The sequence below is a fragment of the Massilia frigida genome (genome assembly GCF_011682175.1).
GTDB lineage: Bacteria > Pseudomonadota > Gammaproteobacteria > Burkholderiales > Burkholderiaceae_D > Telluria_A > Telluria_A frigida.
Genome location: NZ_WHJG01000001.1, coordinates 214,238 through 239,948, shown reverse-complemented (window position 1 = coordinate 239,948; position 25,711 = coordinate 214,238). Strand labels below are relative to the sequence as shown.

25 protein-coding genes are annotated in these 25,711 nt (G+C 65.8%); 17 read left to right on the top strand and 8 right to left on the bottom strand.

Going from position 1 to position 25,711, the window contains the following annotated elements:
• Positions 1–5: 5 nt before the first annotated feature.
• The 16 genes from F2P44_RS01070 to F2P44_RS00995 all read left to right on the top strand — a co-directional run bounded on the left by F2P44_RS01070 (position 6) and on the right by F2P44_RS00995 (position 18,273).
• Positions 6–1,499 (top strand): S41 family peptidase, encoded by a 1,494-nt coding sequence (locus F2P44_RS01070; protein WP_370662616.1) that lies wholly within the window; start codon positions 6–8, stop codon positions 1,497–1,499.
• 25 nt (positions 1,500–1,524) lie between these two features.
• Positions 1,525–2,280: a HesA/MoeB/ThiF family protein gene (locus F2P44_RS01065; protein ID WP_167084217.1), complete on the top strand. Its 756-nt coding sequence runs from the start codon at positions 1,525–1,527 to the stop codon at positions 2,278–2,280.
• Between the two features lie 231 nt (positions 2,281–2,511).
• Complete coding sequence (locus F2P44_RS01060; protein ID WP_167084215.1) at positions 2,512–4,632, top strand: amidohydrolase family protein; 2,121 nt, start codon at positions 2,512–2,514, stop codon at positions 4,630–4,632.
• Positions 4,633–4,916: 284 nt separating this feature from the next.
• Positions 4,917–5,369: a type II secretion system major pseudopilin GspG gene (gspG, locus tag F2P44_RS01055; protein ID WP_054265680.1), complete on the top strand. Its 453-nt coding sequence runs from the start codon at positions 4,917–4,919 to the stop codon at positions 5,367–5,369.
• 26 nt (positions 5,370–5,395) lie between these two features.
• Complete coding sequence (locus F2P44_RS01050) at positions 5,396–5,866, top strand: GspH/FimT family pseudopilin (RefSeq protein WP_167084643.1); 471 nt, start codon at positions 5,396–5,398, stop codon at positions 5,864–5,866.
• 29 nt (positions 5,867–5,895) lie between these two features.
• Positions 5,896–6,273: a type II secretion system minor pseudopilin GspI gene (gene gspI / locus F2P44_RS01045; RefSeq protein ID WP_167084213.1), complete on the top strand. Its 378-nt coding sequence runs from the start codon at positions 5,896–5,898 to the stop codon at positions 6,271–6,273.
• A complete protein-coding gene (locus F2P44_RS01040; protein ID WP_167084211.1) occupies positions 6,270–6,956 on the top strand; it encodes a PulJ/GspJ family protein in 687 nt (228 codons plus the stop codon). Before gspI ends, F2P44_RS01040 begins: the two co-directional genes overlap by 4 nt.
• On the top strand, positions 6,956–7,954 hold the full coding sequence (gene gspK / locus F2P44_RS01035) for a type II secretion system minor pseudopilin GspK (RefSeq protein ID WP_167084209.1): 999 nt from the start codon (positions 6,956–6,958) through the stop codon (positions 7,952–7,954). The genes F2P44_RS01040 and gspK overlap by 1 nt, the downstream gene beginning before the upstream one ends.
• Positions 7,955–7,972: 18 nt before the next feature.
• Complete coding sequence (gene gspL / locus F2P44_RS01030; protein WP_167084207.1) at positions 7,973–9,190, top strand: type II secretion system protein GspL; 1,218 nt, start codon at positions 7,973–7,975, stop codon at positions 9,188–9,190.
• The gene (locus F2P44_RS01025; protein WP_167084205.1) at positions 9,187–9,708 is read left to right on the top strand and encodes a type II secretion system protein M; all 522 of its coding nucleotides are present in this window, start codon (positions 9,187–9,189) and stop codon (positions 9,706–9,708) included. Before gspL ends, F2P44_RS01025 begins: the two co-directional genes overlap by 4 nt.
• The gene (gene gspN / locus F2P44_RS01020; protein WP_167084203.1) at positions 9,705–10,484 is read left to right on the top strand and encodes a type II secretion system protein N; all 780 of its coding nucleotides are present in this window, start codon (positions 9,705–9,707) and stop codon (positions 10,482–10,484) included. Before F2P44_RS01025 ends, gspN begins: the two co-directional genes overlap by 4 nt.
• The gene (gspD, locus tag F2P44_RS01015; RefSeq protein WP_167084201.1) at positions 10,484–12,739 is read left to right on the top strand and encodes a type II secretion system secretin GspD; all 2,256 of its coding nucleotides are present in this window, start codon (positions 10,484–10,486) and stop codon (positions 12,737–12,739) included. Before gspN ends, gspD begins: the two co-directional genes overlap by 1 nt.
• Positions 12,740–12,749: 10 nt before the next feature.
• A complete protein-coding gene (gene gspE, locus F2P44_RS01010; protein WP_167084199.1) occupies positions 12,750–14,195 on the top strand; it encodes a type II secretion system ATPase GspE in 1,446 nt (481 codons plus the stop codon).
• Between the two features lie 10 nt (positions 14,196–14,205).
• Positions 14,206–15,426: a type II secretion system inner membrane protein GspF gene (gene gspF, locus F2P44_RS01005; RefSeq protein ID WP_167084197.1), complete on the top strand. Its 1,221-nt coding sequence runs from the start codon at positions 14,206–14,208 to the stop codon at positions 15,424–15,426.
• A gap of 11 nt (positions 15,427–15,437) precedes the next feature.
• Positions 15,438–16,037: a type II secretion system protein N gene (locus tag F2P44_RS36050; RefSeq protein WP_167084195.1), complete on the top strand. Its 600-nt coding sequence runs from the start codon at positions 15,438–15,440 to the stop codon at positions 16,035–16,037.
• 7 nt (positions 16,038–16,044) lie between these two features.
• Positions 16,045–18,273 carry a patatin-like phospholipase family protein gene (locus tag F2P44_RS00995; RefSeq protein WP_167084193.1) on the top strand — a complete coding sequence of 743 codons (2,229 nt, stop codon included), beginning with the start codon at positions 16,045–16,047 and terminating at the stop codon, positions 18,271–18,273.
• 28 nt (positions 18,274–18,301) lie between these two features.
• Here the strand turns inward: F2P44_RS00995 and F2P44_RS00990 are convergent, their stop codons facing one another.
• The gene (locus F2P44_RS00990) at positions 18,302–19,036 is read right to left on the bottom strand and encodes a helix-turn-helix domain-containing protein (RefSeq protein ID WP_167084190.1); all 735 of its coding nucleotides are present in this window, start codon (positions 19,034–19,036) and stop codon (positions 18,302–18,304) included.
• Between the two features lie 142 nt (positions 19,037–19,178).
• Here F2P44_RS00990 and F2P44_RS00985 point away from each other — a divergent pair, with 142 nt between their 5' ends.
• Positions 19,179–19,754, top strand: a complete 576-nt coding sequence (locus F2P44_RS00985; protein WP_167084188.1) for an outer membrane beta-barrel protein — start codon at positions 19,179–19,181, stop codon at positions 19,752–19,754.
• Between the two features lie 173 nt (positions 19,755–19,927).
• On the opposite strand, the gene F2P44_RS00980 is transcribed toward F2P44_RS00985, so the two are convergent.
• The 7 genes from F2P44_RS00980 to F2P44_RS00950 form a co-directional block, all read right to left on the bottom strand.
• The gene (locus F2P44_RS00980) at positions 19,928–20,125 is read right to left on the bottom strand and encodes a hypothetical protein (RefSeq protein ID WP_167084186.1); all 198 of its coding nucleotides are present in this window, start codon (positions 20,123–20,125) and stop codon (positions 19,928–19,930) included.
• Positions 20,122–20,322, bottom strand: a complete 201-nt coding sequence (locus tag F2P44_RS00975; protein WP_166881217.1) for a hypothetical protein — start codon at positions 20,320–20,322, stop codon at positions 20,122–20,124. The genes F2P44_RS00980 and F2P44_RS00975 overlap by 4 nt, the downstream gene beginning before the upstream one ends.
• A gap of 11 nt (positions 20,323–20,333) precedes the next feature.
• A complete protein-coding gene (gene hslU / locus F2P44_RS00970) occupies positions 20,334–21,674 on the bottom strand; it encodes an ATP-dependent protease ATPase subunit HslU (protein ID WP_187363208.1) in 1,341 nt (446 codons plus the stop codon).
• 23 nt (positions 21,675–21,697) lie between these two features.
• Complete coding sequence (gene hslV / locus F2P44_RS00965; protein WP_099873691.1) at positions 21,698–22,234, bottom strand: ATP-dependent protease subunit HslV; 537 nt, start codon at positions 22,232–22,234, stop codon at positions 21,698–21,700.
• Positions 22,235–22,375: 141 nt separating this feature from the next.
• A complete protein-coding gene (locus F2P44_RS00960) occupies positions 22,376–23,707 on the bottom strand; it encodes an STAS domain-containing protein (protein WP_167084184.1) in 1,332 nt (443 codons plus the stop codon).
• Positions 23,708–23,992: 285 nt separating this feature from the next.
• Positions 23,993–24,445 (bottom strand): RNA polymerase-binding protein DksA, encoded by a 453-nt coding sequence (gene dksA, locus F2P44_RS00955; protein WP_054265697.1) that lies wholly within the window; start codon positions 24,443–24,445, stop codon positions 23,993–23,995.
• A gap of 196 nt (positions 24,446–24,641) precedes the next feature.
• Positions 24,642–25,703, bottom strand: a complete 1,062-nt coding sequence (locus F2P44_RS00950) for a CobW family GTP-binding protein (RefSeq protein WP_167084182.1) — start codon at positions 25,701–25,703, stop codon at positions 24,642–24,644.
• Positions 25,704–25,711 lie beyond the last annotated feature (8 nt).

Below are 25,711 nucleotides of genomic sequence, written 5' to 3'. Positions count from 1 at the left end.
TAAGAATGAAAGTCAAAAGTATCGGCCTGATCGGCTTTGGCATGGTGGCCGGCGTCGCCGCATCCTTCCAGTTTTCCGCCATGGCGCAAAAACCCGGCAGCGCGCCCCTGCCGCTCGACGAGCTGCGCCAGCTCACCGATGTCTTCGGCCTGATCAAGACCGATTACGTCGAGCCGGTCGAAGACCGCAAGCTGCTGTCCGAAGCGATCACCGGCATGGTGGCCTCGCTCGACCCGCACTCGGTCTACCTCGATAAAAAAGCCTTGCGTGAAATGCAGGAAAGCATGCAGGGCCGCTTCGTCGGCCTTGGCATCGAAGTGGCCATGGAAGAAGGCTACGTCAAGATCGTCACCCCGATCGAAGATTCGCCGGCATTTCGCGCCGGTATCAAGGCGGGCGACCTGATCACCCGCATCGACAGCACCCCGATCAAGGGCATGTCGCTGGACGAAGCGATCAAGAAAATGCGCGGCGAGCCGAAAAGCAAGGTGGTGCTGACCATCGCGCGCAAGGGCGACGACATGCCGTGGATCGTGCCGCTGGTGCGCGAGGAAATCCGGGTCCAGAGCGTCAAGGCCAAGATGGTCGAGCCGGGCTACGGCTGGCTGCGCATCAGCCAGTTCCAGGAACAGACCGTGGACGACATGGTGAAAAAGGTCAACGCCCTGTACGCCCAGGATCCCAAGCTCAAGGGCCTGGTGCTGGACTTGCGCAACGATCCGGGCGGATTGCTGCCGGGCGCGATCGGCGTGTCGGCCGCGTTCCTGCCGCATGACAAACCGATCGTCTCGACCGCCGGCCAGCGCCGCGACTCGAACGAAGTGTTCTACGGCCGGCGCGAGTTCTACGCCGCCCGCAGCGGCGCCGATCCGCTGGCCAAGCTGCCGGCCGCGCTCAAGAACGTGCCGGTGATCGTGCTGGTCAACACCGGTTCGGCCTCGGCTTCTGAAATCGTCGCCGGCGCCCTGCAGGATTACAAGCGCGCCATCATCATGGGCACCCAGACCTTCGGCAAGGGCTCGGTGCAAACCCTGCGCCCGCTCACCAAGGATACCGCCGTCAAGCTCACCACCGCGCGCTACTTTACCCCGAACGGCCGTTCGATCCAGGCCAAGGGCATCGTGCCCGACGTGATGGTCGACGAAACCGCCGAGGGCGATGGCTTGAACAGCCTGCGCGTGCGCGAAGCCGACCTGGAAAAACACTTGTCCGATGGCAGCGGCAAGGACAGCATCGACCCGGCCAAAGCGCGCCGCGACGCACTCGAAGAAGACCAGCATGCCCAGGCGCTCGCGCGCACCCGCAAGCCGCTCGAATTCGGCAGCAAGGATGACTTCCAGCTGGCCCAGGCCCTGAACCATTTCAAGGGCTTGCCGGTCAAACTGTCGAAAGTCGAGCCGGTGCACGACAAGGAAGCCGAGAAGTCGAAGGACAAGGCCGCCGTCAAGCCGGTGCCGGACGTGAAACCGCCGGAACTGAACAAAGGCGTCAAGAAATAATGCGCCACGGCGGAACCGGCACGCGATGAACGACGACCAGCTGCTGCGCTATTCGCGCCACATCCTGCTCGACGAAATCGGCATCGAAGGCCAGCAGCGGGCGCTGGCGGCGAGCGCGCTCGTCATCGGCGCCGGCGGGCTCGGTTCGCCGGCGGCGCTGTACCTGGCCTCGGCCGGGATCGGGCGCATCGTGCTGGTCGACGACGATGTGGTCGACCTGACCAACCTGCAGCGCCAGATTTTGCATACCAGCGAGCGCATCGGCCAGCCCAAGGCCGAGTCCGGACGGGCTGCGCTGCTGGCGATCAATCCCGACATCGAGGTGGTGGCGCTGCGCGAGCGGGCCGGCGATGCCCGTTTGGCCGAGCTGGTGGGGCAGGCGTCGGTGGTGCTCGATTGCAGCGACAATTTTGCTACCCGTCACGCCGTCAACCGCGCCTGCGTGGCGCAGCGGGTGCCGCTGGTATCGGGCGCGGTGATCCGTTTTGACGGGCAAATCAGCGTGTTCGACCCGCGCCGCGCCGATTCGCCGTGCTACAGCTGCCTGTTTCCGCAAGACCAGCGCTTCCAGGATGCCGCCTGCAGCAGCATGGGCGTGTTCGCGCCGCTGGTGGGCGTGATCGGCGCGATGCAGGCGGCAGAAGCGCTCAAGCTGGTGATGCAGGTCGGCCAATCGCTGGCCGGACGCCTGCTGCTGCTTGACGGACGCGGCATGGAGTGGACCAGTATCGGCGTGGCGCGGAATGCGGGGTGCCCGGTGTGCGGGTGCGAGGCTGCCTGACGCACCTCCGCCGTTGCCCGCATCCTCAGCTCCGTCGTTCCCGCCTGCGCGGGAAGTCGTTTTTGGCAGTGCCAGGAACGACGGTTTTGAGGTCATCGTACTGCGTCCACAACCTCCCCCAATAATCATTTATTCATTTGTCTTTATGACATTGCTCTAGACCGTACGTACCCGTGCTATTCTTGCGTCCCAAACATAATAACTAACGTTCCGTCCAGGGAGATGCATCACATGAAACGTCCGCTCGTCCTCGCTGTCGCCGCCGCCCTGAGCTGGTCGGCGCACGCCGCCACCCAGACCATCCGCTACGAGATGCACGCCGAAAACGGCAAGCGCATCGGGGAACAGGTCGTCGAGCGTGACGACGATGGCCTCACCCGCGTGCGCTTCATCTACAAGGACAACGGCCGCGGCCCCGAGCTGAGCGAACAGTTCCGCCTGGGCCCCGATGGCACCATGACCGACTACACGGTCAAGGGCAACTCGACCTACGGCGCGGTGGTGGACGACCGCTTCGAGCGCAAGGGCGACCTGGCCACCTGGAAATCGACCTCCGAAAAAGGTGAAAAATCGATCGCCGGCCCGGCCATGTACGTGCCCCTGAACGGCTCGGCCGAAATGGCCTCGATCGCCATCGCCGCCCTGGCCGCCAGCCCGACCGGCAGCCTGCCGCTGCTGCCTTCCGGCACCCTGACCCAGCGCAAACTCGACGAAGTCGATGTCACCAGCAATGGCAAGACGCGCAAGGTGCAACTGTTCGCCCAGACCGGCCTGGGCATGTCGCCCCAGTTCTACTGGGCCACCACCGACGCCAGGCCGCGCCTGTTCGCGGTCGTCATTCCCGGCTTCATGACCGCCGCCGAAGAAGGCTGGAGCGGTGTCGCCAAGGTCTTGGCCGAACGCCAGAAAGTGGCCGAAAGCAAAATGCTGACCGACCTCGCCAGCCAGTTGCAGCACAAGCTGACCGGTTTGACGGTGGTCAAGAACACCCGCATCTTCGACAGCGAAAAAGCCACCGTGGGCGCGCCGTCCGACGTCTACGTGCTGCGCGGTCGCATCAGCGCGATCTTGCCGGCCGGCTCGCCCGTGCGCGGCGCCGTCAACGAAATCGACGCCGCCGGACGCATCATGCTGCCCGGCCTGTTCGACATGCACGGCCACGTGGGCCGCTGGGACGGCGGCCTGAACCTGGCCGCGGGCGTGACCACGGTGCGCGACATGGGCAACGATAACGCCCAGATGCAGCAAATCCTCGACGAAGTGGCCGATGGCCGCCTGCTCTCCCCGCAAGTGGTGCCGACCGGCTTCCTGGAAGGCGAAAGCCCGTTTTCCTCGAACGGCGGCTTTGTCGTCAAGGACTTGCCGGCTGCCAAAAACGCCATCGACTGGTACGCCGAGCACGGCTATCCGCAGCTGAAAATCTACAACTCCTTCCCCAAGGCGATCCTCAAGGACACGGTGGCCTACGCCCACCTGCGCGGCCTGCGCGTGTCGGGCCACGTTCCGGTCGGCCTGCGCGCGCACGAAGCGCTCGACGCCGGCTACGATGAAATCCAGCACATCAACCAGGTCATGCTCAACTTCCTGGCCACGCCGGAAACCGAAACGCGCACCCTGGAACGCTTCATCTTGCCGTCCGAAAAAGTGGTGGACCTCGATTTCAACTCGCCCAAGGTCAAGCAATTCATCGCGCGCCTGAAAGCGCAGCAGACCGTGATCGATCCGACCCTGGCCACCTTCGCCTTCCTCAAGCAGCGCGACGGCGACCTGAACGAGCCGTTCGTGGCCGTGGCCGACCACATGCCGCCCGATGTGAAGCGCGGCTTTTACGTCGGTACCATGAAGATCGCCGATGAAGCGGCCCAGAAACGCTACGAAAAATCCTACGCCAAGATGATCGATTTCGTCGGCCGCCTGTACAAGGCTGGCGTGCCGATCGTGGCCGGCACCGATGAAATGGCCGGCTTCACCTTGCAGGCCGAACTCGAACTGCTGGTCAAGGCCGGCCTGACCCCGGCCCAGGCGATCCAGGTCGCCACCCGCAACGGCGCGCGCTACACCCGCACCAGCGCCGAACGCGGTTCGGTGACCCAGGGCAAGCTGGCCGACCTGGTGCTGGTCGATGGCGACCCGACCAAGCAGATCGGCGACATCCGCAAGGTGGCGGCGGTCATCACGCGCGGCTACGTGGTCTATCCGCATGAAGTCGACCAGGCACTCGGCATCGTGCCTTTCGTCAAGGATGCGCCGATGGTCAAGACCCTGGCCCCGGTATCGAGCAACCTGGCCGAGGGCGGCAACGATGGCGCCCAGCATCGCCTGAGCGGCAGCAGCGCCAGGCACCACCACTGATCGGCGCCGGGTTTGCGCCAGCCGGCGCTGTCGATTCGTCCATCAGTGGAAGGCGGCGCCACCCTGGCTTACAATCAGGTGGCGCACCTCCACCGTCGTTAGCGCCGCTGGCGGACCGCGCGGCGGCCTTGCCGGGGCAACTTGAATAACGCCCCGGCAACTTAGATTCCCGCCTGCGCAAGATGACAGGAAGATGACGCAAAATAGCCCGCACTTCGTTAGCGACGGCGGGCGTTATTGGCCTTATACTCCGACTCATTGTAGAACTTATTTACTGACTGACTATGAAACTTGCTGCACACCGTCCTCTGCGCCAGCGCTTCGCGCGCGGCTTTACCCTTGTCGAAATCATGGTGGTGGTGGTCATCATCGGCATCCTCGGCGCGCTGGTCGTGCCCAAGCTGATGAACCGTACGGTCCAGGCGCGCATCACCGCCGCCAAGGTCGACATCGCCAACCTGATGCAAGCCCTCAAGCTGTACAAGCTGGATAACCAGCGCTACCCGACCACCGAACAAAGCTTGCAGGCGCTGGTCGTCAAGCCAAGCAACGGCCCGACCGCCAACGGCTGGAAAACCGGCGGCTACATCGAGAAATTGCCGAAGGATCCATGGGGCAACCCGTATCAATTCCTCTCGCCTGGCGTGCAGGGTGAAATCGATGTGTTCTCGCTCGGCGCCGACGGCTTGCCTGGCGGTACCGGTGACGACGCCGATATCGGTTCCTGGGAAAACTAGGCCCGGACCGAGGCGTCTTGATGGTCATGCAAGCAGTGCGCGCCAGCCGGGGCTTCACGCTGATCGAGGTGATGGTCGTGATGGTCATCATGGGCATCGTGCTGGGCCTGGTCTCGATCAACGCCATGCCGAGCCCGCGCCAGAGTCTCGAAGACGAGGCGCGCCGCCTGGCCCTGCTGCTGCAGCTGGCGCGCGATGAAGCCATCGTGCGCAACCGGCTGGTGGCCTTCGAGGCCGATACCGAACGTTATCGCTTCCTGGTGCGCAATGAAGCGGTCTGGGAGCCGGTCACGCGCGACGACCTGCTGCGCGAGCGTCCCTTCAAGGGCGCCCCGGTGCAGTTGCTGCTCGACCCGCCGGTATCGGTGGGCGGCGGTCCGGTGCGCATTACCTTCGGGCGCGAGCCGGTCGACAAGCCCTTCGTGCTGACCCTGGCCATCGGCGACGACCGGGTCGCCATCCGGGCCGACGGTATCGGCCACTTCGTCGTCGAGTAACCCAGTGACGTATTTTGCAGAACAAGACCATGCGCCATCGCCCTAACCGCCAGTCCGGCTTTACCCTGCTCGAAGTGCTGGTGGCGCTGGTCATCATCGGCACCGCGCTGGGCGCCTCGCTGCGCGCGGTGGGCAGCCTGACCTCCAACAGTGCCGGCCTGCGCGCCGCCATGATGGCCACCTGGTCGGCCGAAAACCGGCTGGTGCAGATCCGCCTGGCCAAGGAATATCCGGCCATCGGCAAGAACAGTTACGAATGCCCGCAGGGCGACCTGAAGCTGATGTGCCAGGAAGAAGTGCTGGCCAGCCCGAATCCGCGCCTGCGCCGGGTCGAGGTCAGCGTGTTCGACAGCGTCAATCCGGAGCGCCGCATCATCAAGCTGGTCCAACTGGTGCTCAACGAATGAGGCATACCGGGCAGCGGCATCATGAGCAACGGCGGCAACAGCGTGGATTCACCCTGATTGAACTGCTGGTGGCGATCAGCATCCTGGCCATCGTGGCGGTGCTCGGCTGGCGCGGCCTGGACAGCATCGTGCGCGCGCGCGAAACGCTCACCGCGCGCCTCGAATCGGCGCGCGGCATGCAGCTCGCCTTTGCCCAGATGCAGAGCGACTGCGAGCACCTGGCCAATCCGGCCATGATGCTGGGCCGTCCCTATCTGCTCTCCGCGCCCGACAAGCTGACCCTGGTGCGCAATGTGTACGCCGAAAACGAACCGGCGCGCCTGCAAGTGGTCGCCTACCGCATCGTCGACCGCATGCTCACGCGGCGCGAATCGAACGGCACGCGCGACCTGGTCCAGCTCGACGTGATGTGGCAGGCCGCCATCAGCAACGCCGACACCAGCCCCGCCGTTACCCTGCAGTCGGGCGTGAGCGCGATGCAAGTCATGAGCTGGGAAAACAATGGCTGGCGCCAGAACAGCCAGCCGGTGGCGCAGTCGCTCAAGCAGCAACAGCCGCCGCAGCAGCAACAGCAGTTGCAGCCGGTCCCGCCCGACGCGGCGCCGAGCGGGCTCCAGGTGCAGTTGCAGGTGGATAACGTGGCCGCCGTGATGAGCAAATCCTTCCTGCTGGGAGGCATGTGATGCGCACCCCTTATCCGCGCCGCCAGCAAGGCGTGGCCATCATCACGGCCCTGCTGCTGACCATGCTCTCGGTGACCATCGTCGCCAGCCTGTTCTGGCAGCAGCAAGTCCAGGTGCGCTCGATGGAAAACCAGCGCCTGCACCTGCAAACCAAGTGGATCCTGCGCGGCGCGCTCGACTGGGCGCGCCTGGTGCTGCGCCAGGATGGCATCGACAACCGCAACCTGACCACCCTGAACGCGGTATGGAACACGCCGCTGGCCGAAACCCGCCTCGACCAGTACATCGAGCGCGAGCGGGTCGAGGGCGAAGTCTTCGACGCCACCCTGTCGGGCCAGATTTCGGACGCCACCGCACGCTACAACCTGTTGAATCTGTCCAACGGCAGGGTGATCGACAAGATCCAGGTGCAGGTGTACCAGCGCCTGCTGCAAAACCTGCAGCTCGACCCGGCCCTGGCCCAGCGCACCGCGCTGGCGGTGGCTTCGGGCGCCGCCCCGGCCGTGCCGGTGCCGCCCGATCCCAGCCAGCCGGCGCCGCCGCCGCCCGATCCCGACGCCGTGCCGGTGCCCGTATCGGCCGGCAATGTGCCGCTCGGCCTGACCCAGCTCGACGACTTGCTCGCCATTCCCGGCTACACCCTGCAGGCCGTGAACCGCCTGCGCGAGTTCGCCATCGTGCTGCCCGAACAGACCAAGGTCAACGCCAACACCGCGCCGGCCGAAGTGCTGGCCGCCATCGTGCCGGGGTATTCGGTGTCGGAAGCGGCGGCCCTGGTGACGCGCCGCAAGCAGGCATACTTTCTCGACGATGCCCGCTTCAAGGAACAGTTGTACGGCAAGGATCCGATCAAGAATACGTATAGTTTTAAAAGCGAATATTTCCTGGTGACGAGCCGGATACGCCTGGACCGGGCCGCGCTCGACGCGGAAGCGCTGGTCCAGCGCAGGCTGGACGATCGTGTGACGACCACGACCGTTTGGGTACGGCAAAATTAAGAACGAAAGCGAGATGGTTTGACTACTTTATATATCCGGCATCCGGCCAGGGCGGACAGCGAAGGGGCCCTGGCCCGCTTCGCGCTGGTCGCCGACGGTGGCGCGCTGATCCAGCAGGGCGATGGCGTGCTCAAGGGCATGGGCGAGCTGATCGCCTCCAGCCGGCGCGTGGTACTGCTGCTGGCTGCGGCCGACGTCACCTTGCTGCACGTCAAGGTGCCGCCGCTGTCGGCGGCCCGCCTGCGCGCCGCGCTGCCCAACCTGGTCGAAGAACAAGTGCTGGGCGACCCCGAGGAATGCGTGCTGGTGGCCGCCCCGGCCCCGGCCGCCGATGGCTTGCGCGCCATCGCCGTGGCCCAGCGCGCCTGGCTCGAAGCGCTGGTGCGCTCGGTGCTGGCCCAGGGCGCGCGCGCGGTGGCTGCCTTTCCCGCCCAGCTGTGCCTGCCGCTGGAGCCGGGCCACGCCGCCGCCGCCATCGATGGCGGCGGCATCACCATCCGCCACGGCCAGTATCACGGCCTGGGGCTGGCGCTGGCGGGCGAACCGGCCATGGCCCTGCAAACGGTGCGCGCGCTGGCCGGCGACACCCCGCTGACCCTGTACGTGCCGCAAGAGCATCTGGGCGAGTACCAGGCCCTGGCCGCCGAGGCCGGGCCCGGCATCACGCTCGAAGCCGAACACTGGAGCCACTGGATCGCCGGCTCGAAAAGCACCAGCCTCGACCTGGTTCCCGGCCTGGGCGCGGCCGGCGCCAAGGCGCGCGACTGGCAGCGCTGGAAGTGGCCGGTGCGCCTGGCCCTGCTGGCCATGGTGGTCAACCTGGCCGGCCTGAATTACGAATGGCTGCGCCTCAAGCGCGAAGCCGACAACACGCGCCAGGGCATGGTGCAGATTTTCCGCGCCGCCTATCCGAAGGAGACGGTCATCAGTAACAACCTCGAACGCCAGATGCAGCAGAAAATCGCCCAGGCCAGGGGCGCCTCGGGCCAGGTCGGCCCCGACGAATTCACCTTCCAGGCCGCGGCCCTGGGCGACGCCGTGCGCACCCTCGGCAAGCCGCCCGAGCTCGCTTCGCTCACCTTCCGCGAGCGCAGCACCACCATCAAGCTCAAGCCCGAAGGCGCCGATCCGGCCCTGGCCGCCACGCTCAAGCCGGCCTTGGGCAAGTACAAGCTCGACGTCAGCGACCTGGGAGCCAATACCTTGCTGCTGCGCACTGCGGGAGCCAAGCCATGAGCGCCTTCACCGCCGTGAGCCGGCTCAAGGACCAGGTGGGGCTGTACTGGATGGCGCGCACCGAGCAGGAGCGCAAGTTCCTCGGTATCGGCGGCGCCCTGGCGGGGCTGATGCTGGTGTACGGGCTGTTCCTGGCGCCGGCGCTGGAAGGCAGTGCCCTGCTGCGCGCTGAATTGCCGCAGCTCAAGCAACAGAAGGCCCAGCTCGAAGCGCTGGCCAAGACTGCCGCCGCCTTGTCCGGCCAGACGCCGCCGCAAGTGACGCCCATGTCGCGCGAAACGCTCTCGGCCAGCCTGACGGCGCGCGGCATCAAGCCCGAGTCGCTCAGCATGACCGGCGAGTACGCCAAGGTGCAAGTGAGCGGGGTGGCCTTTTCCAATCTGTTCGCCTGGCTTGAAGCGCAGCGCCTGGAAAACCGCATCGGCGTGCTGGAAGCGGCCATCACGGCCTCGACCCCGGCCGGCCAGGTCGATGCCAGCTTCACCTTGCGCCAGACCACGGATGCGGGTTCGCGATGATGCGCGCCGTGCTATGGTTGGGCGCAATCGTGCTGGCCGTGGCCCTCACCGTGCTGGCGTTCGCGCCGGCTTCGTGGCTGGGCGACGTGGTCGAACGCCAGACCGGCGGGCGTTTGACTCTGGGGGATGCGCAGGGTACGCTTTGGCGCGGCTCGGCCTTTATCGGCGGCGCACCCGGGCCGGGCGGGGCGGTCACGCCGTTGCTGCCGGGGCGCTTCGCCTGGACCTTGTCGCCGCTGGCGCTGCTTGGCCAGGTCGACATGACCCTGGTCAATCCGCTGGCGCTGACCCAGCCGCTCACATTGACGGGCAGCTGGTCGCAGTGGCAAGTCAGTCCGTCCGCGCTGCTGCTGCCGGCGGGCGGCTTGGCCGGCCTGGGCGCGCCGCTCAACACGCTGGCGCTCTCGGGCGACATGCGCCTGTCCTGGACCACCCTGGGCCTGGCGCGCGCGCCGGCCGGACGCGGGGTGGCGGTGGATGGGGTGACCACCCTGGAATTGAATGACATGGGCTCGCGCATGGCGCCGATCAAGGTGCTGGGCAGCTACAAGATGACCATGGATTGGCAGGGCCAGCAGGCAAACGTGAATTTGAAGACGGAACGCGGTGCCTTGTTGTTGGCGGGAAAGGGCAGCCTGAACCAGGGCCGCTTCCAGTTTTCCGGCACGGCACAGGCCGCCGATGGATATGAAGAAACGCTGGGCAATCTCCTGAATTTATTGGGCCAGCGCCGAATGGTTGACGGCAAGAAAACTATCGCCTTAGAGTTTAAATGATGAAAAAACAGTCACTGAGCACTTTCCCTTCCCCGGCGTTGCGCCGCATTGCCGCCGGCGTCCTGCTGTGCTGCTCGGTCGCGGGGGCGCCAAGCCCCGCGCTGGCCGCCGAGGACGTTCCGGCCGCCCTCAATTTCGTCGGCGCCGACATCGAATCGGTCATCAAGGCGGTGGGCCATTACACCGGCATGACCTTCATCATCGATCCGCGCGTCAAGGGCACCCTGACCGTGACGTCGGAAAAGCCGGTCACCAAGGCCCAGGCCTTTGGCCTCTTGACCTCGGCGCTGCGTCTGCAGGGCTACGCGGTCGTCACCGGCGATGGCTTTGCCAAGGTGGTGCCGGAAGCGGAAGCGAAACTGCAATCGTCGCCGACCCAGGTCGGGGTGGGCGGCTCCGGCGTCAAGGGCGACCAGATCGCCACCCAGATTTTCCATCTGAGCCACGAATCGGCGGCCAACCTGACCGCGGTGCTGCGTCCGCTCATTTCGCCGAACAATTCGATCATGGCCAATCCGGGCAATAACAGCCTGGTCATCACCGATTACGCCGACAACCTGCGCCGCCTGGCCAAGATCGTCGCCGCGCTCGACGCCCCGGTGGCGGCCGACCTCGACGTGATTCCCGTGCGCCACGCGATCGCCTCGGACCTGGCAACCATGGTCAACAAGCTGATGGAACCGAGCGCCGGCGGCGATTCGGGCCGCATCTCGGTGGTGGCCGATCCGCGCACCAACGCGGTGGTGCTGCGCGCACCATCGCCGGCGCGCGCCAACCTGGCCAAGTCGCTCATTTCCAAGCTGGACCAGCCGACCTCGCAGGCCGGCAACGTCCACGTGGTCTACCTGAAGAATGCCGACGCCACCAAGCTGGCGCAAACCCTGCGCGCGGTGGTCTCGTCCGACTCCTCGGCCCTGCCCCAGCAGCAGCAGGGCACCAGCGGCGGCAGCGTGGCCAGCGGCGGCGGTGCCTCCAACAGCAATATGAACAGCAACAGCCAGAACAGCGGCGCCGGCAACAGCATGGCCCAGCAAAGCCAGACCAGTGGCGGCAGTGGCGGCAGCGGGGCCGGCTTCATCCAGGCCGACGCGTCCACCAACACCCTGATCATCACCGCTCCGGACGCGGTCTACCGCAACCTGCGCGCCGTCATCGACCAGCTCGACGTGCGCCGCGCCCAGGTCTACATCGAATCGCTGATCGTCGAAGTGAACGCCACCAACATGGCCGAATTCGGGGTGCAATGGCTGGGCCTGACGGGCACGGAGAACAGCAATTACCGGGTCGGCGCAATCCAGCATTCGGTCGGCGTGGCGCAGGGCAACAACCTGCTGGCGCTGGCCAGCAAGGGCGTTGCCGCCACGCCCGGCGCCGGGCTGACCATCGGCCTGTTCAAACAGGTCGCGGGCGAACTTGGCCTCGGTGCGATCGCGCATGCGATGCAAAACACGGGCAACGTCAATATCCTGTCCACCCCGAACATGCTCACGCTCGACAATGAGCTGTCGACCATCAAGGTGGGCAAGAACGTGCCGATCATCACCGGCAGCTTCACCACCAATACCGGCGGCGCCAGCGGCAACCCGTTCCAGACCATCGAGCGCAAGGATGTCGGCCTGACCCTCAAGGTGCGTCCGCAGATTTCCGAGGGCGGCACCATCAAGATGTCGATCTACCACGAGACCTCGAACGTGGACACGACGGCACCGTCCTCGACTGCGGGCGTCACCACCAACGTGCGCATTATCGAAAATAATGTGATCGCCGACGATGGCCAGATCATCGTGCTCGGCGGCCTGATCACGGACGACACCAGCGACGGGGAAGACCGGGTGCGCGGCCTGGCCGACATTCCCGTGCTCGGCAATCTGTTCAAGTACCGCAAGCGTGAGCGCAGCAAGACCAACCTGATGGTGTTCCTGCGCCCGGTGATCGTGCGCAGCAAGGAAGACAGCAACGCCATCGCCAGCGACCGCTACGACTTCATGCGCTCGGCCGGCCAGGCCACGGGCGGACCGAAGGACAGCATCGTCATGCCCGACTACGGCACCCCGGTGCTGCCGTCGCTGACCAACGGCCAGCCGCCGGCCGGTGGCGCGATGGCGCCAGTGCCGCCGCGCCCGGTTCCCGCGCCCGCCACGCCAGCCCCGGCCCCGGGCAGCAGCACCGAGCGTCCGGTGGCCGCACCGGCCGCGCTCAACCCGGCCGACGTGAATATGTACCGCCCGGCCAAGCCGGTCCCGGCGACCAAGTGATGACTGACCGATGAGCAATCTTTTACCTTACGCTTTCGCGCGCGATTTTGGCGTGCTGGCGCGCTCGCCCGACAATGGCGAGCACCCGATCGAAGTGTGGGTCTCGGGCGCCACCGCGCCGGCGGCGATCGCCGAAGTGTCGCGCCGTTTCGGACGCATCGCGCTGCGTTCGATGGACCGGGCCGACCTGGAAGCGGCCATTGCCAGCGCCTACGCCGGCGCCGGCGGCGACGCCTCGCAGGTGGCCGACGAATTCGATGCCGACCTCGACCTGACCAAGCTGCTGCAAGACGTACCGGCCATCGAAGACTTGCTCGAATCGTCAGACGACGCGCCGGTGATCCGCATGATCAATGCGCTGCTGACCCAGTCGCTGCGCGAAGGCGCTTCCGACATCCACATCGAGCCGTTCGAGCAGACGTCCGTGGTGCGCTTTCGCATCGACGGCTCCCTGCGCGACGTGGTCCGTCCGCGCAAGGCCATCCACGCTTCGCTGATCTCGCGTATCAAGATCATGGCCCAGCTCGACATCGCCGAAAAGCGCTTGCCGCAGGATGGCCGCATCACCCTGCGCGTGGGCGGCAAACCGGTCGACGTGCGCGTCTCGACCCTGCCGACCGGCCACGGCGAGCGCGCCGTGCTGCGTCTGCTGGACAAGGAAGCCGGCCGCCTCGACCTGTCGTCGCTGGGCATGAACGCCGCCCTGCTGCCGCAGTTCGATGAACTGATCAACCAGCCGCACGGCATCGTGCTGGTCACCGGGCCGACCGGTTCCGGCAAGACCACCACCCTGTACGCGGCCTTGAGCCGCCTGAACGCGTCGACCACCAATATCCTGACCGTGGAAGACCCGATCGAGTACGACCTGATCGGGGTCGGCCAGACCCAGGTCAACGCCCGCATCGACATGAGCTTTTCCAAGGCCCTGCGCGCGATCCTGCGCCAGGATCCGGACGTAATCATGATCGGCGAGATCCGCGACCTGGAAACGGCGCAGATCGCGGTCCAGGCCTCCCTCACGGGCCACCTGGTGCTGGCCACCCTGCACACCAACGATGCCGCCGCCGCTGTTACGCGCCTGCTCGACATGGGGATCGAACCGTTCCTGCTGTCGTCCTCGCTGCTGGGCGTGATGGCGCAGCGCCTGGTGCGCAAACTCTGCGAGCACTGCAAGGTGCGCGACGAAGTCGAAACGCCGCAGGGCCGCACGGGGCAATGGAAAGCGGTCGGCTGCGACAAGTGCGGCCACACCGGCTACCACGGCCGGGTCGGCGTGTACGAGCTGCTCGAAACGAACGACAAGATCAGCGCCCAGATCCACAACCGCGCCTCGGAAGCCGAGATCCGCACGGCGGCCCAGGCCAGCGGCATGAAAACCATGCGCGAAGATGGCCAGCGCTGGCTCGATAACGGTACCACCACGCAGGCTGAATTGCTGCGCGTGACCAAGGACTAGGCCGACCACGATGCCCGCATTCCGTTATGAAGCCGTCGATGGCGACGGCGCCACCCGCAAGGGCGTGGTCAACGCCGACAGCGCCCGTTCGGCCCGTTCCGACCTGCGCCTGCAGGGCCTGACCCCGCTCACGGTCGACGCCATCGCCGCCCAGCTCGACGCCGCCGGGGTCGAGAAAAGCCGCGGCTTCGGCGAGCGCCTGTCGCAGGTCGAACTGGCGCTGTTCACGCGCCAGCTGGCCAGCCTGCTGGAAGCCGGCCTGCCGCTCGAACAAGCGTTTACCGCGCTGCTGGAACAGGCCGAGCGCCCGTATGTGCGCGACCTGGTGGCCTCGATCCGCTCGGAAGTGATGGGCGGCGCCTCGTTTTCCGACGCCCTGTCGCGCCATCCGCGCGACTTTGCCGACATCTACCGGGCGCTGGTCGCCTCGGGCGAGCAGATCGGCCACCTGGCGCGCGTGCTCTCGCGCCTGGCCGACTACATCGAACGGCGCAACGCGCTGGTGCAGAAGGTGCGCCTGGCGTTTACCTACCCGGCCATCGTGACCGTGGTGGCGTTCGCGATCGTGATCTTCTTGCTCACCTACGTGGTGCCGCAGATCGTCTCGGTGTTCGCCAACACCAAGCAAAAGCTGCCGCTGCTGACCGTCATGATGCTGGCCGTGTCGAATTTCGTGCGGGCCTGGGGCATCGTCGCCGGGATCCTGCTGGTGGCCGCATTCTGGCTGTGGCGGCGCGCGCTGCGCAATCCAGTGCTCAAGCGCCAGTGGCACACCTGGCTGCTGACGGCCCCGGTGTACGGCAAGTTCGAGCGCAGCCTGAACACGGCGCGCTTCGCCAGTACCCTGGCCATCACCACCGGCTCGGGCGTGCCGATCCTGCGCGCGCTCGACACCAGCCGCGACACCTTGTCGAACGTGGCGATGAAGGAACTGGTCGAGCAGGCCAGCGCCAGCGTGCGCGAAGGTGTCAGCCTGGCGCGCGCGCTGTCGGCCCAGAAGCACTTTCCGCCGATGCTGATCCACATGATCCGCGCCGGCGAAATCACCGGCGAACTGCCCGCCATGCTGGAACGGGCGGCCAATTCGCAGCAGCAGGACCTGGAGCGGCGCACGCTCACCATCGCCGGCCTGCTCGAACCGGTGCTGATCCTGGCCATGGGTGTGGTGGTGCTGCTGATCGTGCTCGCGGTGCTGATGCCTATTATTGAAATCAATCAGCTGGTGCGGTAAAAAGGAATGTAATGAAGCGTTTGCCAATAGTTGTTAGCCTGATTGCCGTGGTCTTCCTGTCGGCCTCGATCGCCTACTGGGCCATGCAGTTCATCCGTGGCGATCAGCGCCCGATCGTAGCCGTGGCCAGCGTGCCCGATCCGGTGCCCGCGCCGGACGCCGCCGCCACCCTGTTCGGTGGCCAGGCCGCCACCGTGGTGGTCAGCAATTACCAGCTGACCGGCGTGGTCTCGGCCGGGCGCGACAGCGTCGCCATCCTGGTGTCGGACGGCCAGCCGCCGCGCGCGCTCAAGGTGGGCAAGGAAATCGCTCCGGGCGTGACCGTCACCGCGGTCTACCCGCGCTATATCACCCTGTCCGAGGGCGGCGTCGAGAAACGCATCGAACTGGCCACCGACGCCAAGGCCGGTCCCGACATGGCAGCGCCGATAGCTATGCCACAGAGCAACAACGGCGCCCAGAACCAGCAGCCGGCGCCGCCGCCATCCGAACCGATGCCGGCCCCCGGCCTGTCGCCGGAACCGCCATCGGCGCCGCCATCGCCATCGCCGCAGATGCCGGCGCCGAACCGCACCGTGGTCGGCCCCGGCAATCAGCTGCCGACCCAATAAGCCGCGCATGAAGCGTTTGCGCATCCTGGCCGCTGCCTGCGCCCTGGCTTGGCCGGCCGGCGCGGCGCTGGCCCAGGATCCTGCTGCGCTTGCGGCGGCGCCCGGCGCGGCCCGTCCGCGCGTGGCGCTGGTGCTCTCGGGCGGCGGCGCGCGCGGCTTTGCCCACATCGGCGTGCTGCGCGTGCTGCGCGAACTGCGCGTGCCGGTCGATATCGTGGTCGGCACCAGCATGGGCAGCGTGATCGGCGGCGCCTACGCGGCCGGCTCCTCGGTGTCCGACCTGGAACAGATGGCGCGCCTGACCGACTGGGACCGGGTGGTGGCCGACCGCCCGGCGCGCGAAGACCTGGAATTCCGGCGCCGCGAAGAAGACGTGCTGCTGCCGTCGCGCATCGAATTCGGCCTGCACCGCGACGGCTTGTCGCTGCCGCCTGCGGCCGCCGGCAATGCCGCGCTCGAACTTGCCCTGGCGCGCCTGCTGCCGGCCGGCACGCGCGACCGCCCGGTCAATCAGCTCAGCCTGCCGTTCCGCTCGGTCGCCTCCGACCTGGTCACCGGCGACCTGGTCGACCTGGTCGACACCCCGCTGTTCCTGACCATGCGCGCCTCGCTCGCGGTGCCGGGCGTGTTCGCGCCGGTGCGCGTGAACCAGCGCCTGGTGGTCGACGGCGGCCTGGTGCGTAACCTGCCGATCGACCTGGCGCGCAAGATGGGCGCCGACGTCGTCATCGCGGTCAACGTCGGCACCCCGCTGGCGCCCGAGAAAAACCTCGGCAGCGCGCTCGGCGTGGCGCAGCAGATGATCAATATCCTGACCGAACAGAACGTGCAGCGCTCGATCAGGGAACTCGGTCCCGGCGACGTGCTCATTTCGCCGGAACTGAGCGGCATCAGCTTTCTGGATTTCCGCCATATCGACAGCGCCATCAAGGGCGGCGAGCAGGCCACGCGCGAACTGTCGCAGCGCCTGGCGGCGCTGGCGCTGCCGGCCAGCGAGTACGCGCTGTTCGAAAACAACCGGCTGGCCACGCCGCCGCTGTCGGACACGGCGCTGCCGCTGGCCGAGGTCAAGGTCGAGAGCAGCGGGCGCATCAACCCGAAAATCCTGCAGGTGCAGTCCGGCCTGGCGCAGGGACAGACGCTCACGCGCGAGCAGGTGCGGCGCGCCGCCAACAGCCTGTACGGACGCGGCGACCTGGAACGGGTCGAAACCGATATCGAGGACGAGGGCGGCCAGCGCGCGGTCGCGATCCGCGCCACGGAAGCATCCTGGACCAACAGCCGCCTGCGCGTGGGCCTGGAACTGGGCAGCGACTTCGACGACGCCAACCGCTTCGCCCTGAAAGTGATGCACGTCCGCTCGTCGATGAACCCCTGGGGCGGCGAATTGCGCACCCGCGCCCAGATCGGCGAGGAGCGCGGCATCGGGGTGCAATTCCACCAGCCGCTCGGCGCCGGTTCGCCCTGGTACGTGGCGCCCCAGGCCGAGTACGGTTCGAGTTCGGTCGACCTGTTCAAGGCGGGACGGCGCGACAGCCGCTACGCCTTCTCGCAGCGTTCGGTGCGCTTCGTGGTGGGGCGCGAACTGGGCACCTGGGGCGATGTGCAAGGCGGCGTGGTGCGCCAGAGCCTGGGCGCGCGCGTCGTGATCCCCGAGGAAGCGAGCGGCAAGCACGTGGCCAATACCTATCATTTCATGCGCTACCGGGTCGACACGCTCGACTCGCTCGGCTTTCCCAGCCGCGGCTACCTGCTCGATGCCGAGCTGGCGGGCATGGGCAGCGGGGCCGACGGCACCGGCGCGATGGCGCAGTTTTCCCTGCAGGGCATGAGCGCCTTCCGCACGCGCGACTGGGCTGGCCACGTGTACGGCGAATACGCGCTCGCCAGCAGCGGCGTCGCGCCGCTCAACCTGGGCGGTTTTTTACGCCTGTCCGGCTCGATGGCGGAATCGGTGGAAGGCAGCCGCATCGCCTTCGCCCGGCTGGTGATGGCGCGCCGTATCGGCGCCTTGCCCGTGACCCTGGGCGGCACCGTGCGCGCCGGGTTTTCGCTGGAAGCCGGCGGCGCCTTCGACCGCCAGCAAGAACACGCGGCGCAGAGCGGCTCGCCCTTCAAGCAAGCCGTGAGCGGCTTCCTGTCGGTCGATACGCGCTTCGGGCCGGCGTATATGGGGGCCGGCAAGACCCTGCACGGCAGCGGCACCCTGTACCTGTTCCTCGGGCCGATCTGGTAGATCCAGGCCGGCCCGGCGCCCGCGGCCGCTAGCTGCGGCGCAGGGCGGTAAAGGCGCTCGACTCCCACGATTGAAAGCCGAGCAGCAGGGTGACGCCGTTGCGTTCCTCGCTGGCCAGGCGGCGGTCGGCCTGGTGCAGGCGTGCCAGTTCGGCCGCCAGCTGCTGGATTTTCATCAGCAATTCGCGCGAACTGCCGAGCGACAGGCGCGCCGGCAGGCACATCAAGGTTTCGCCGGCGCCATCGAAGCGGCCGCGGAAGTAATCCTCCACCACATGCTCGCGGAAGTACTGCTGCACCGGCCCGTCCGGCAGCCAGCGGAAGGTGGTCGACACGCGCATGCTGTAGCGGTTCAGGGGCTTGAGTTCGATCAGGCCCAGGCGGTCGAGTTCGACCATCAGGCCGATGCATTCCGGTTCGCTGACGTTGTAGGTTTCGACGATCTGGTCGAGCGTCCAGTTGCCCAGGCAGCAGATGGCCACCAGCAGCAGGCGCGGATTGGCCATCAGCGACTTTTCCTGGGTCGGGGTCAGGGTATCGGCCTGGGGACGGGCATCGGCGGCGCGGCGCAGCACGTCTTCGAGCGGCACCCCGGCCGCCTTGCAGATTTGCGCCAGGCGCGACAACGCCATATCCTTCTGGCCGAACATGCGCTTGACGCTCGACTCGCTCATGCCGATGCGCCCGGCCAGCGCCTTGTAGGTGATGCCCGCCGCGCGCAACTCCGCGCGCAGCACTTGTATGACCAGCTCAGGTGAGCTCATGCGATTCCTTTAAGGCGAAATGTACAGTTATCCGATACTCAATGTACCGAATTTCAGTGCTTCGCACAAGCAGATAGGACTTTTTGAGAAAAAGTAGGACACTAGCTCCATACCAGAAACGCCTTTGACCGAAAGCGAACCGATGCCGACAACCGCGCTGCTTGCCGCCCTCCTGCTGACCGCGTTCAGCGGTGCCGCCAGCGGCGCCAGTTACGGCGACACCAGTCCGATTTACGCGGGCGGCGCAGTCGGACCGATGCAGTTCAATGCCGATTGCGGCGGCGGACAGCAGTGCAAGGGACGGGACAATGGCAGCGGCAAGCTGTTGGCGGGATTTAACTTTGCCCCGTTCAGCGTGTGGCAGGGTTCAGAGTTGACCAGTTCGGTTGAACTGGTGGCTTACCGGGGCGGCAAGGCGGACCTCGGCCGGCAGCGCGGCGCGGCCTCGTTCGGTGGCGCGGGCCTGTCGTACAGGATCAGTTCGCGCGAGACCGATGCGCTGTCGGTGCATGCGCGGGCAGGGATGGCGCGGCTGTCGGGCAAGCTCGATGGCGCTTCAAGCGCATCGACTGGCGTGACGGGCGGGTTGGGGATCGCGTATGCGCTCGATAAGCATCTGTCGCTGACCGGCGATGTCGATGTGCTCAGGGCCGGTTTCGGCGCACTGGCTCGCGCGCATGTGTATTTATGGACGTTAGGAGCCGCCTACAAGTTCTAGGCGGCGCGCCAAGGCGGCGCGCCAAGGCGGCGCGCCAAGGCGGCGCACCAAGGCGGCGCGCCAAGGCGGCGCACCAAGGTGGCGCACCAAGGCGGCGCACCAAGGTGGCGCACACAAGGATGGCCTGATCGCGGGCGCCCGCCAGGGCGCCCGCTGGCGGCCCCCGGCGCCCATTATTCCTCGTACTCAAGCACCGGCTGCGTCAGGGCCTCCAGGTATATTTCACAACAATTTTGCAATTCTTCCAGTGTCGCGCCGAGCGGACATGCCGGGTCGACGCTGTAGCCTTTCACCTTCCCATCTTCGTCGTAATACACCGAATAAATCGCCAGTTCCCCGGCCTTGTTCATCACCCGGTAATTCCAGCTCATTCGTCCTCCGGCACCAGCTTGGCCTTCTTGAGCGCGCGCTTGGCCGCCTGGCGCTCTTGCGCAGGACCCTTGGCATGCGGGCCGGCGGCGCGCAGCTTGGCTGCCACGGCCACCGGATTGCGCACCTTGGCAACCTGCTGCGTCGGCTTGACGGTGATGCGCATCTTTTGCCGCGTCGCCAGTGCCTTGTTTGCCATCGCGCGCCTCCTTACAGGACGTAGCGCGACAAGTCTTCGTTGTCGGCCAGTTTGTCCAGGCGCTCGTTGACGTAGGCGGCGTCGATCGCCACCACGCTGCCGCCGGTCTCGCTGGCGCTGAACGAGACTTCTTCCAGCAGCTTTTCCATCACCGTGTACAAGCGGCGTGCGCCGATGTTCTCGGTGCGCTCGTTGACCGAAAACGCAATCTCGGCCAGCCGCGTGATGCCGCCCGGCGCGAATTCGACCTTGACGTCCTCGGTCGCCAGCAGCGCTTCGTACTGCTTGGTCAGGCAGGCATCGGTACTGGTCAGGATGCATTCAAAGTCGGCAATCGACAGCGATTCGAGCTCGACCCGGATCGGAAAGCGCCCTTGCAGCTCGGGAATCAGATCCGATGGCTTGGCCAGGTGGAATGCGCCCGAGGCGATGAACAAGATATGATCGGTGCGGATCATGCCGTACTTGGTATTGACCGTGGTGCCCTCGACCAGCGGCAGCAGGTCGCGCTGCACGCCGGCGCGCGACACATCGGCCCCGCCCATTTCGGAGCGCGAGGCGATCTTGTCGATCTCATCCAAAAACACGATGCCGTTCTGCTCGACGTTGGTGATCGCTTTTTGCTTGAGCTCGTCATCGTTGACCAGCTTGGCCGCCTCTTCATCGATCAGCAGCTTCATCGCTTCGCGGATCTTGATCTTGCGCGGCTTCTTGCGCCCCGCGCCAATGCCGGAAAACATGGACTTGATCTGCTCGGTCATTTCTTCCATGCCGGGCGGGGCCATGATTTCCATCTGCGGACCGGCCTCGGCCAGTTCCAGTTCGATTTCGCGGTCGTCCAGCTCGCCTTCGCGCAAGCGCTTGCGGAAGGTCTGGCGCGTGCCTTCGCCTTCCTTGTTCTCGGCAGCCGGCGGCGTGACGTTGAAACCGAAGTCGCGCGCCGGCGGCACCAGGATGTCGATGATGCGGTCTTCGGCCGCGTCCTCGGCGCGCTGGCGCACCTTTTTCATTTCGCTTGCGCGGGTCTGCTTGATGCCGATGTCGATCAGGTCGCGGATGATGGTGTCGACATCGCGTCCCACATAGCCGACCTCGGTGAACTTGGTCGCTTCGATCTTGATGAAGGGCGCGTCGGCCAGCCGCGCCAGGCGCCGTGCGATCTCGGTCTTGCCCACCCCCGTGGGGCCGATCATCAGGATGTTCTTGGGCGTGATCTCGTGGCGCAGCGGCTCGGCCACCTGCTGGCGGCGCCAGCGGTTGCGCAGGGCGATGGCGACCGCGCGCTTGGCCTTGCCCTGGCCGACCACGTGCTTGTCGAGTTCCGAAACGATGTCACGGGGCGTCATATTCATGGTGCTTGGCATGGTGCTTCCCCTTAATCGAGTGTTTCGATGATGTGCGACATATTGGTATAGATGCACAGCTGGCCGGCGATGGTCAGCGATTTTTTCACGATCTCGGCCGGCGACAAGTCGGTATTTTCCTGCAGGGCCTTGGCGGCCGACTGGGCATAGGTGCCGCCGGAACCGATGGCGCCCACGCCGTCCTCGGGTTCGAGCACGTCGCCGTTGCCGGTGATGACCAGGGTCGATTCGTGGTCGGCCACCAGCAGCATCGCTTCCAGGCGGCGCAGCACGCGGTCGGTGCGCCAATCCTTGGCCAGTTCCACCGAGGCGCGCAGCAGGTTGCCCTGGTGCTTTTCGAGCTTGCCTTCGAAGCGGTCGAGCAGCGTGAAGGCGTCGGCCGTGCCGCCGGCGAAGCCGCACAGCACCTTGCCCTGGTACAGCTTGCGTACCTTGCGGGCGGTGCCCTTCATGACGATGTTGCCGAGTGTGACCTGGCCATCGCCGCCGATGGCGACCTGCTTTCCGCGCCGTACGCACAGGATGGTGGTGCCGTGAAATTGTTCCATTATCGTTGCCTCTCAGTTAGTGAGCCGCCGCCAGGCCAGGAGTAAACTCCCGGGCCTGGCCGGCTGCTTGCATCCCAGAAATGGGGATGCTAATCGAAATTGCAAGATAGCGGCCGGCACCCGCACTGGTGCCGGCGAGGGTCAGTACTTGTGCGGGAACAGCTTGGCCACTTCGGTGAAGCCCAGTAGTTTGAACAGCGCGGCGACCAAATGGTTCAATTCGCGCAGCTCGACTTTTTTGTCGGCCGCGATCGGGCGCAAGCGGTTGAGCAGGGCGGCGGCGGCCGAATAGTCGACCCGCGCCAGGCGCGAGCAGTCGAACAGCACGGTTTCGTCGCAGGCCGCGGCGTAGGCATCGATGGCCTGGAACAGGGCCGCGCCACTGCCTTCGATGACGGACGGCAGCATGAAGCGTTCGGTGGCCGGCGGCGCATGCAGGATGCTGACCGCGGTGGCCACCTTCGATGGCGGCTCGAACGAGGGCGGCGACACCTCGTAGGTGACGCAGTAATCCATGGCCGTTTCCTCGAAATCCTTTTCGCGGTCGAGCAGCTGGAACAGGGCCAGCAGCAGCAGCCAGGGCGCTTCGCTGGCGTCGCGCTTGCCGATTTCGATGGTCGAGTGAACCAGCTCGGCCAGTTCGGCGGCGCCGGCCACGATCAGTTCGCGTTCGCTGGCGCGCAGGCGGTTGATGGTTTCGAGCAGCAGGGCGCAGCCGTCCGGGGTCACGGTCTGGATGCGCGCAAATTCGAGGCGCAGCACCGGATTTTCGCCGGCGCGCTGGAGCAGCCGTTCCAGGCGCGGGGCGACTTCGCCGTCCAGCACGCCGGAAAACACTTCGGTCGGGGTGACGCCGGCAAAGGTGCGTTCTTCCATGCCGGGCGGCATCAGCGGCGGCGACCACGAGGGCGGCGAGGTTTCGAACTGGCTGGCGTAATCGATAGCGATATTGTCGAAGTCGTCCTGGCGTCCGCCCACCTGGTACAGGTCGAACAGCATCCACCAGATGGTGCGGTCATCCTTGCCCAGTTCGGCCAGGCTGTCGAGCAGCATGTGCTCGGTCACGGCCATCTGGTCGTTGGCGAACATGATGGCGATTTCTTCGATGACGGGCGCGGTCTGGGGCGACACCGGCGCGTCCGGCAAGTCTTCGTCGGCCAGCAACTCGGTGGTGGCCAGTTCCAGCAGCGGCAGGGTGTCGCTCGCGGCGCCGTCGGCGACGGGCGGCTTGGCCTTGCGCGGACCGCTGCCCCAGGCCGGTTCCGGCGTGTTGAAAATGTCGTTCGACATGGCCGACTCGATCGCATCGATCTTGGCGGCCGTGGCGCGGGCGATTTCGCGCTGGCGCGCGCGGTCGGCGTCGGTGTCTTGCGCCAGGCGCGACGGTTCGCCGACGCGCAGGCGCGAGTCCGGCGCCGCCTTGGTGCCCGGCTGATCAGTTTTCTTCTTGTTGAAGATGGAGAAGATACCCACGTCGTTCCCTGTCTCGTTCTAAACTGCGCACCGCGCCGGCCGCCCGAGCGCGGCAAGCGCCATGATTGAACACACTGCGGCATTGAGCCGCACTACACCGCACGGTAGCATGCCGACCCGGACGGCGTCACGCATCGCCACCCTCCCGCCGCGCCTGGCGGCCTGGACATCCAAGCATAGTGTATCCGATAGGCAAGCTTGGAGCCGGTTTGGCGGGAGCGGCAAAACAAAAAAGCATGCGGGGGCGAACCCGCATGCTTCTTCGGAGGTGGCGTGCAGCGATGATCAATCGCCGTACAGTTTTTGTTTCAGCTCGCGCCGCTGCTGCGCTTCGAGCGACAGGGTAGCGGTCGGGCGCGCGATCAGGCGTGGAATGCCGATCGGCTCGCCCGTTTCTTCGCACCAGCCGTAGTCGCCACCGTCGATGGCGGCGATCGATTGCTGCACCTTCTTGAGCAGCTTGCGCTCGCGGTCGCGCGTGCGCAGTTCGAGCGCATGTTCTTCTTCGATCGTGGCACGGTCGGCCGGGTCGGGCACGAGCACGGTTTCGCGCAGGTGCTCGGTGGTCTCGCCCGCATTCTTGAGCAAGTCTTTTTCGAGCTGCTGCAGGCGGGCCTTGAAAAACGCCAGCTGCGCCGGATTCATATAGTCCTTCTCGCCCATGGCCCGAATTTCGTCTTCGGAGATGAGATGGCCTTCTGTATTGACGGCGGGGGTCGATTTAGTTGTTTTAGTCATGACTACTTACCTTCGATGCGACAGTGGTTTTCATTTTATCAGCTAACTCGGCCGAGGCACCGGTAAAGCGGCGATGCCTGCGCCCGAAGCGCCTACCTTGACGGCTTGCTGAACTGCCGCCTTGTTCGTGTCTTCCCGCACCTGGATGACTTTTACTGCCGGTGCGATAAAGCGGGCATCTTAAAACCCGGATAGTTTATACCAAACATTGTTCCAAACCGCTGACAAAGACATCTTTTGGTAAATTTTTGCCAATAAAAACCATTTTGCTGCCACGTTCTTCGTTTTCACCCCATTTTGCGCCCAGATCGCTGCCCATCATCTGGTGCACGCCCTGGAAAACCACCTTGCGCTCGGCGCCCTGCATCAGCAGCACGCCCTTGTAGCGCAGCATGCGCGGACCGAAGACATTGACCAGGCTGGCCAGGAATTCGTCCAGCTTGGCCGGATCGAAGGGACGCTTGCTCTTGAACACGAAGGCGGCGATGTCGTCGCTGTGGTGGCCGTGGTGGTGATTATGACCGTGATCGTGGCCGTGGCCGTGCTCATGGCGGCAGGCGTCGGTGTGCACATGCTCGTGCTCATGCTCGTGCGCTTGCTCGGCCTTGAGGAAGTCGGGGTCGATTTCCAGCTTGTCGTTCAGGTTGAAGCCGCGGATGTCGAGCACCTCGGCCAGCGGGGCGCGCCCAAAGTCGACCTGGCTGATCGGCGCGCGCGGGTTGATGCGCATCAGGCGCGCCTTGAGCGCGTCCAGCTGGGCCGGCTCGACCAGGTCGGTCTTGGAGATCAGCAGCTTGTCGGCAAAGCCGACCTGGCGCTGGGCTTCCTCGTACTCGTCGAGCTGGGTCATGGCATGGCGCGCGTCGACCACGGTCAGCACCGCATCCAACATATAGTGCACGCCGACTTCCTCGTCCATGAAAAAGGTTTGCGCCACCGGACCGGGATTGGCGAGGCCAGTGGTCTCGATGATGATGCGGTCGAAATGCAGCTCGCCGGCTTCGCGCTTCCTGGCCAGCGCGGACAGCGCCACGATCAGGTCGCCGCGCACGGTGCAGCAGATGCAGCCATTGTTCATTTCGACGATTTGCTCGCTGCTATCCTGCACCAGGATCTCGTTGTCGATGTTTTCCTGGCCGAATTCATTCTCGATGACGGCAATTTTCAGCCCGTGGTCTTCCTGCAGGATGCGGTTCAGGAGCGTGGTTTTGCCGGCGCCTAAGAAGCCGGTCAGGATCGTGCTGGGTATCAGGGCCATGTTGTCAT

Coding starts and splice junctions, on each gene's coding strand:
- F2P44_RS01070 (WP_370662616.1), top strand. CDS start 6: ATGAAAGTCAAAAGTATCGGCCTGATCGGCTTTGGCATGGTGGCCGGC.
- F2P44_RS01065 (WP_167084217.1), top strand. CDS start 1,525: ATGAACGACGACCAGCTGCTGCGCTATTCGCGCCACATCCTGCTCGAC.
- F2P44_RS01060 (WP_167084215.1), top strand. CDS start 2,512: ATGAAACGTCCGCTCGTCCTCGCTGTCGCCGCCGCCCTGAGCTGGTCG.
- gspG (WP_054265680.1), top strand. CDS start 4,917: ATGAAACTTGCTGCACACCGTCCTCTGCGCCAGCGCTTCGCGCGCGGC.
- F2P44_RS01050 (WP_167084643.1), top strand. CDS start 5,396: ATGCAAGCAGTGCGCGCCAGCCGGGGCTTCACGCTGATCGAGGTGATG.
- gspI (WP_167084213.1), top strand. CDS start 5,896: ATGCGCCATCGCCCTAACCGCCAGTCCGGCTTTACCCTGCTCGAAGTG.
- F2P44_RS01040 (WP_167084211.1), top strand. CDS start 6,270: ATGAGGCATACCGGGCAGCGGCATCATGAGCAACGGCGGCAACAGCGT.
- gspK (WP_167084209.1), top strand. CDS start 6,956: ATGCGCACCCCTTATCCGCGCCGCCAGCAAGGCGTGGCCATCATCACG.
- F2P44_RS01025 (WP_167084205.1), top strand. CDS start 9,187: ATGAGCGCCTTCACCGCCGTGAGCCGGCTCAAGGACCAGGTGGGGCTG.
- gspN (WP_167084203.1), top strand. CDS start 9,705: ATGATGCGCGCCGTGCTATGGTTGGGCGCAATCGTGCTGGCCGTGGCC.
- gspD (WP_167084201.1), top strand. CDS start 10,484: ATGAAAAAACAGTCACTGAGCACTTTCCCTTCCCCGGCGTTGCGCCGC.
- gspE (WP_167084199.1), top strand. CDS start 12,750: ATGAGCAATCTTTTACCTTACGCTTTCGCGCGCGATTTTGGCGTGCTG.
- gspF (WP_167084197.1), top strand. CDS start 14,206: ATGCCCGCATTCCGTTATGAAGCCGTCGATGGCGACGGCGCCACCCGC.
- F2P44_RS36050 (WP_167084195.1), top strand. CDS start 15,438: ATGAAGCGTTTGCCAATAGTTGTTAGCCTGATTGCCGTGGTCTTCCTG.
- F2P44_RS00995 (WP_167084193.1), top strand. CDS start 16,045: ATGAAGCGTTTGCGCATCCTGGCCGCTGCCTGCGCCCTGGCTTGGCCG.
- F2P44_RS00990 (WP_167084190.1), bottom strand. CDS start 19,036: ATGAGCTCACCTGAGCTGGTCATACAAGTGCTGCGCGCGGAGTTGCGC.
- F2P44_RS00985 (WP_167084188.1), top strand. CDS start 19,179: ATGCCGACAACCGCGCTGCTTGCCGCCCTCCTGCTGACCGCGTTCAGC.
- F2P44_RS00980 (WP_167084186.1), bottom strand. CDS start 20,125: ATGAGCTGGAATTACCGGGTGATGAACAAGGCCGGGGAACTGGCGATT.
- F2P44_RS00975 (WP_166881217.1), bottom strand. CDS start 20,322: ATGGCAAACAAGGCACTGGCGACGCGGCAAAAGATGCGCATCACCGTC.
- hslU (WP_187363208.1), bottom strand. CDS start 21,674: ATGAATATGACGCCCCGTGACATCGTTTCGGAACTCGACAAGCACGTG.
- hslV (WP_099873691.1), bottom strand. CDS start 22,234: ATGGAACAATTTCACGGCACCACCATCCTGTGCGTACGGCGCGGAAAG.
- dksA (WP_054265697.1), bottom strand. CDS start 24,445: ATGACTAAAACAACTAAATCGACCCCCGCCGTCAATACAGAAGGCCAT.
- F2P44_RS00950 (WP_167084182.1), bottom strand. CDS start 25,703: ATGGCCCTGATACCCAGCACGATCCTGACCGGCTTCTTAGGCGCCGGC.